This is a genomic window from Brevundimonas sediminis (assembly GCF_048799765.1).
GTDB lineage: Bacteria > Pseudomonadota > Alphaproteobacteria > Caulobacterales > Caulobacteraceae > Brevundimonas.
In genome coordinates, this window is record NZ_JBLYQK010000063.1 from 1 (window position 1) to 5,033 (window position 5,033).

Here is a 5,033-nt window from a genome sequence, read left to right on the forward strand (position 1 = left end):
ACCTTGTCCCACATGAAGGCGACCGAGCGGCGGGCAGGCCGGCGGCGGGCCGGGGTCCGGTCCAGCGCAGCCCCCTCCAGTCGATGCCGAGGGCGCGGGCCGCCTCCCCCGCCCGGCGGGTCCAGTCAGCGCTGTCGGGCTGAAGGCCGTGGTCAACGGTCAGGGCCAGAAGGGGGCGGCCGTGCGCCCGGCTCCATCCGGCCGCCAGATGCAGCAGGGCCATGGAATCGCCGCCGCCGGACAGGGCGAGGGCGACCGGACGCGGATCATCGACGCAGAGACGGGCCGTCAGGCAGGCGTCCGCCCCGGCCAGACCGTCGAGGTCAGACGGGGTCAGCCGCCTCTCCGGGCCGGGGCCCGGGCGGGCGTGCAGGCCAGACGGGTCCCGATCTCGGTCGCCCGGGCGCGCTGGGCGGCGCTGGCCGTGGGGGCGTAGCGGGTGTTGAACTCGGTCAGGGCCCCGCAGGCGTCGGTCTTCCGGTCCGCCGAGTTGAGGGCGTTGACCAGTTCGAGGGTGGTGGCCGCGGCCCAGGGAGCGGTCGGCCAGCCGCGCAGGGCCGAGGAATAGGCGCGCACGGCGTTGTCGAAATCGGCGCCGGAGACACGCAGGTCGCCGATGCGGCTGAAGGCCTCGCGCGCCTGCGGCGTATCGGGCCAGGCCAGGGTCACTGTCTGCAGGGCGCGGTCGCCCAGGGCCGGATCGGTCGCCGCCAGACGAACGGCGGCCGCGAGGTCGCGGGCCGGGTCGCCCGTCGGCGAGGTGCTGGAGATCGGCGAGTTCAGCTCGGCCTCGCGCGCGGCGGCCTGCTCCATGGCCCGGACCCGCCCCTCGGCGTCCCGCAGCCGGGTTCCGAGGGCGGCGTTGTCGCGCTTGCTCTCATCGACGGCGAAGGTCAGGCGCTCGATGTCGGCGTTGACCCGCTGGACCGTGGCCTCGAGGTCCGACAGACGACGGGTCATCAGGTCGACCCGGCCCTGCAGGGCGACGACCTCGGGGTCCGGCTCGACCAGAACCGGCTGACCGGCGGCGTTGCGCTGGGTGACGGCGCGCTCGAGACGGCGGACGTTGCGGTCCAGCTGGTCCAGCCGGCGCTTGTCCCACTGGATGGGCTCCATCGGCGTGGTCTGGGCGACCACCGTCGTCGTGCCGGCGATCATCACCACGCCGACGGCGGTGATGAGGGCGTTGCGGGTGCGCAGGGCGTTCGGGAGCTTGAGCATGGGTCTAGGTTCCACCGATTTGGGGCGCTCGCAAGGCGGTCAGTGCCCGAGGCCGAGGTAGACGATCGCCGTCAGGAACAGACCGACGACGACGTTGCAGAAGGTCACCAGGAAGACGGTGCGCCAGAGAGCCGAGAACACCGACAGGCCGTAGGCGCTCTTCAACTGGGCGAACATGTGGACGGGTATGCCCAGGATGCCGAGGGTGATGACGAGCCCCCCGAGCACGCTGTTCAGGCTGGCGGCGAGCACCATGAGCATGAGCAGCATGGCCATGAAGGTCAGGGAGTAGAGGACGAACACCCCGTGATCGTAGAGGGTGAAGCCCCGCTTCCACAGAAAGAGCAGCGCCACGAACGGGATCGAGAGCGGCACCAGCAGGAAGGCGAATTTGTAGATGGTCTGCTGCAGCTTGTAGATCGCCAGGTCGGGGTTCTGGAGCTTTTTCAGCAGGGTGGCCGCGAAGCCGTGGCCCGACCCGGCATTCTTCTTCCCGGACTCGGCCGCGTCCTTGAGGTTCGCCTGCCAGCTGCCCGGGACCAGGCCGTCGGGCCGGCCCTCGCGGACCTCGCGCTCCACCTCGGTCAGGCGGGTGCGTTCCCTGCGGACGGTTTCGTCCGCCGCGCCGATGGCCGCGACCGCCACCGGAGAGGTCTGGTCCGCGAACCCGGCCTTGACCTCGGCCAGGGCCTGCTCGGCCTCGACCAGATCCTGGCGTTGGGAGGCGATCCGTTCCGGGCCCGGCGCCTCGGCCGGATGGGAGGGCATGAAGCTGAGCGCGAAGAACATCACGAACATCGTGAACAGGAACATCGCCAGCGGGGACACGTAGCGGGCGCGCCGGCCCTGCACCCACTCCCGCGTCAGGCGGCCGGGGTTGAGCCACAGCAGCGGGAGCGTGCGCCAGATACGGGCGTCGAAATGCATGACGCCGTGCAGCACTTCCTCGAACAGGTGCAGCAGGGTGCGGTGGACATGGGTCGGCTGCCCGCAGTTGGAGCAGAAATTGCCCGAGGTCTCGGCCCCGCAGTCCGCGCAGATTCCGGTGTGGTCGTCGCCCGCCTTGCCGGTCGGCTTCTCGATCGCCCCCGCGATCAGCCCCCCGGTGACGACGCCGCCCGCCGCATCAATGTCCATGCCCGCATCCCCCTGCCCGGCGCCCCGCCGGAAACGGCCGGACTTTGGGCATCCGGCCCTCAAAAGAAAAGGGGCGCCGGTTGAACCGGCGCCCCTTCCCTGTCGCTTTTCAGCGTCGGATCAGCGCGTGGCGCCCGACACGATGGCGGTGTGGGCGTTGCGGTTGCGCGCCCAGGACTCTTCCGACGAGCCGGCGGCGATCGGACGTTCCTTGCCGTAGCTGATGGTGTCGATCCGGGCGGCCGAAATGCCGCGCTCGACCAGATAGGTGCGGACCGACTCGGCGCGGCGGGCGCCCAGGGCGAGGTTGTACTCGCGGGTGCCGCGTTCGTCGGCGTTGCCCTCGATGCGGACGGTCACGCCCGGATAGCGCTGCAGCCAGGCGACCTGGGCGTCGAGGCGCGGATAGGCTTCGCTGCGGATCGAGTAGCTGTCGAGGTCGAAATAGACGCGGTCGCCGACGTTGACGACGAAGTCCTGCTCCGAACCCGGAGCCGGGGCGCCGATGTTGCCGCCGGTGATCGGGCCGGTGGCCGGCGGATACTGCGGGTTCGACGGGGGCGGGGTCTCACCGCCGCCGGTCTCCACCGGACGCTTCGGCGTACAGGCCGCCATGGCGGTCACGGCCACGCCGACGGCGGCCAGGCGGAAGAGGGTCGAGGACTTCATCATCTGGGTCGTCTCCATTGCGGCAGGGGCGGAGCCCCTATTTAGCTTTGCTATACAAGGTCGTTACTGTCGCGCCAGCGATTTCGCCAGTCACGATAACGCGGGATTGAGCCGAAAGGCTCCGCTTGTGATCAGGCCGGACAGGCGTCCGGACCGCCGCCCCCGACCCGGACCGGCTGTTCGTCCAGCAGGGGCGACCAGGCCGGATCGGTGCCGCGACCGCCGTAGCCCGCCTGATTGACCACCCGACCCGACAGGTCGACGGTCCACAGACGGGTGTCGCCGCCCGGCGTCTGGCGGGCGAACATCAGGTAGCGGCCGTTCGGCGCCCACGACGGGCCTTCCTCGAAATAGCTCGAGGACAGGATGCGCTCGCCCGAACCGTCGGCGTTCATCACCCCGGTGGAGAAGCGGCCGCCGCCCTGTTTGGTGAAGGCGATCAGGTCGCCGCGCGGGCTCCAGGTCGGGGCGGTGTACAGACCGCCGCCGCGCGAGATCGGGCGCTGGCCCGAACCGTCGGCGCGCATGGTGTAGAGGCGGGCGCTGCCCGACCGGTCCGAGGTGAAGACGATCTGGCTGTTGTCCGGGCTGAACGACGGCGAGGTGTCGATGCCCGGATCGCTGGTCAGGCGGCGCACCTGACGGCTGGACAGGTCCATCACATAGACGTCGGTGTTGCCGTTGCGGATGATCGAGAAGGCCATCTTCGTGCCGTCGTTCGAGAACCGCGGCGCCAGCACCTGACCGTCGAACTCGCCCAGGCTTTCACGGCGCTGGGTCTGCAGGTTGTAGAGATAGATCCGGCTGTAGTCCCGGCCCAGCGCGACATAGGTGATCTCGTTCGGATCACTGAGCGAGAAGCGGGGCGACATGATCACTTCGTCGCCCGGCGTCAGGAATTCCGGGTTGTACCCATCCTGATCCGAGATCGCGAGGCGCGAGACGCGGTTCAGCTGGGTGCCGCTTTCAGAGACGAAGATCACGCGGCTGTCGAACAGGCCGGTCTCGCCGGTCATGCGCTGATAGACCAGATCGGCGATCTTGTGCCCGATCCGGCGCCACTGCTCGGGCGTGGCGGTGAACTGGTACGAGACCAGCTGGCACTGACGATAGGGGTCGTACAGGCGGAAGCCGAAGTCGTTGCGGCCGTCCGGGCGCGGGGTGACCGAGCCGTACAGCACCGCCTGGGCCCCGATGGAGGTCCACTGCGGGAAGTTGGGGGCGTTGGCCAGGGTCAGGCCCGTCTCGACGAAGGACGCGGGGTCCAGCGGCTCGAAATAGCCCGAGCGGCGCAGGTCGGCGCGGATCACGCCCGACATCTCCGAGCCGTACTGGCCGTTGAAGTTGGCGACGGCGATGGCGAAGGGACGGATGTCGGCCTGGCTGATGACCACGTCCTCCGACTGCTGCGGCGTCTGGGCGGCGACCACGCCGGGGACCAGGGCGACCGCGGTCGCGGCCATGAGCATCAGGAGTTTCGATTTCACGCTTGGGTCTCCAAAATCAGCGGCAGGCTCTCATAAGCCTGATCGACAGGCCACAGGTTCCCGGTCATTGCGGCGAGAATCGGTCAGACCCGTCGCCTATCAGATGCCGTCAGCAATACTGTGACGCCGGGAAGCGGAACGCGATGTCCTGCTCCTCGTAGTCGGCCGGCATGGTGAAGGGCTGGGCGGCGTAGATGGCGCGGACGACCGCATCGGACACCGGCTGGTAGCTGGGACCGCCCCGGGGCGGGAGCAGTTGCGGGCGGCCGATCACCCGGCCGGCCTCGCTGAGCCGGACCTGCACCCGGATCTCCAGATCCTGCACGCCTTGCAGGGTGCAGCTGAAGGACGGACGGACCTGGGCGCCGAGGGCCTGCAGGGAGGCCCGGCCGAGGGTGCGCGGCGCATTGCCGGTCGCGCCGCCGCCGGTCGCCGGCGGACGCCGGTCGCGATTGGGACTGGGATTGAGGGCGCCGGCGTTGGCGTCGGGATTGAAGCCCGGCGTCGGCTGCGGCGCCT

Annotated in this window: 6 protein-coding genes; all 6 read right to left on the bottom strand. The window is 69.9% G+C overall.

The genetic code is table 11. The annotated features are described in order from the left end of the window. Positions 1 to 223 (bottom strand): adenine nucleotide alpha hydrolase family protein (locus ACLQ7T_RS16195; RefSeq protein ID WP_489671842.1); only part of this gene is annotated, 223 nt, incomplete at its 3' end. 110 nt (positions 224 to 333) lie between these two features. Continuing rightward, positions 334 to 1,221, bottom strand: coding sequence for a tol-pal system protein (locus ACLQ7T_RS16200; RefSeq protein WP_420480285.1), 888 nt, complete (start codon positions 1,219 to 1,221; stop codon positions 334 to 336). A gap of 39 nt (positions 1,222 to 1,260) precedes the next feature. Continuing rightward, entirely contained in the window at positions 1,261 to 2,358 is a 1,098-nt protein-coding gene (locus ACLQ7T_RS16205; protein WP_420480286.1) for a DUF3667 domain-containing protein, read from the bottom strand. A 120-nt stretch (positions 2,359 to 2,478) separates the two neighbouring features. After that, complete coding sequence (pal, locus tag ACLQ7T_RS16210) at positions 2,479 to 3,027, bottom strand: peptidoglycan-associated lipoprotein Pal (protein ID WP_420472515.1); 549 nt, start codon at positions 3,025 to 3,027, stop codon at positions 2,479 to 2,481. Between the two features lie 131 nt (positions 3,028 to 3,158). Beyond that, a complete protein-coding gene (tolB, locus tag ACLQ7T_RS16215; protein WP_420480287.1) occupies positions 3,159 to 4,514 on the bottom strand; it encodes a Tol-Pal system beta propeller repeat protein TolB in 1,356 nt (451 codons plus the stop codon). Between the two features lie 109 nt (positions 4,515 to 4,623). Beyond that, positions 4,624 to 5,033, bottom strand: a 410-nt coding sequence (locus ACLQ7T_RS16220; RefSeq protein WP_420480288.1) for a hypothetical protein, incomplete at its 5' end; no start/stop codon positions are given.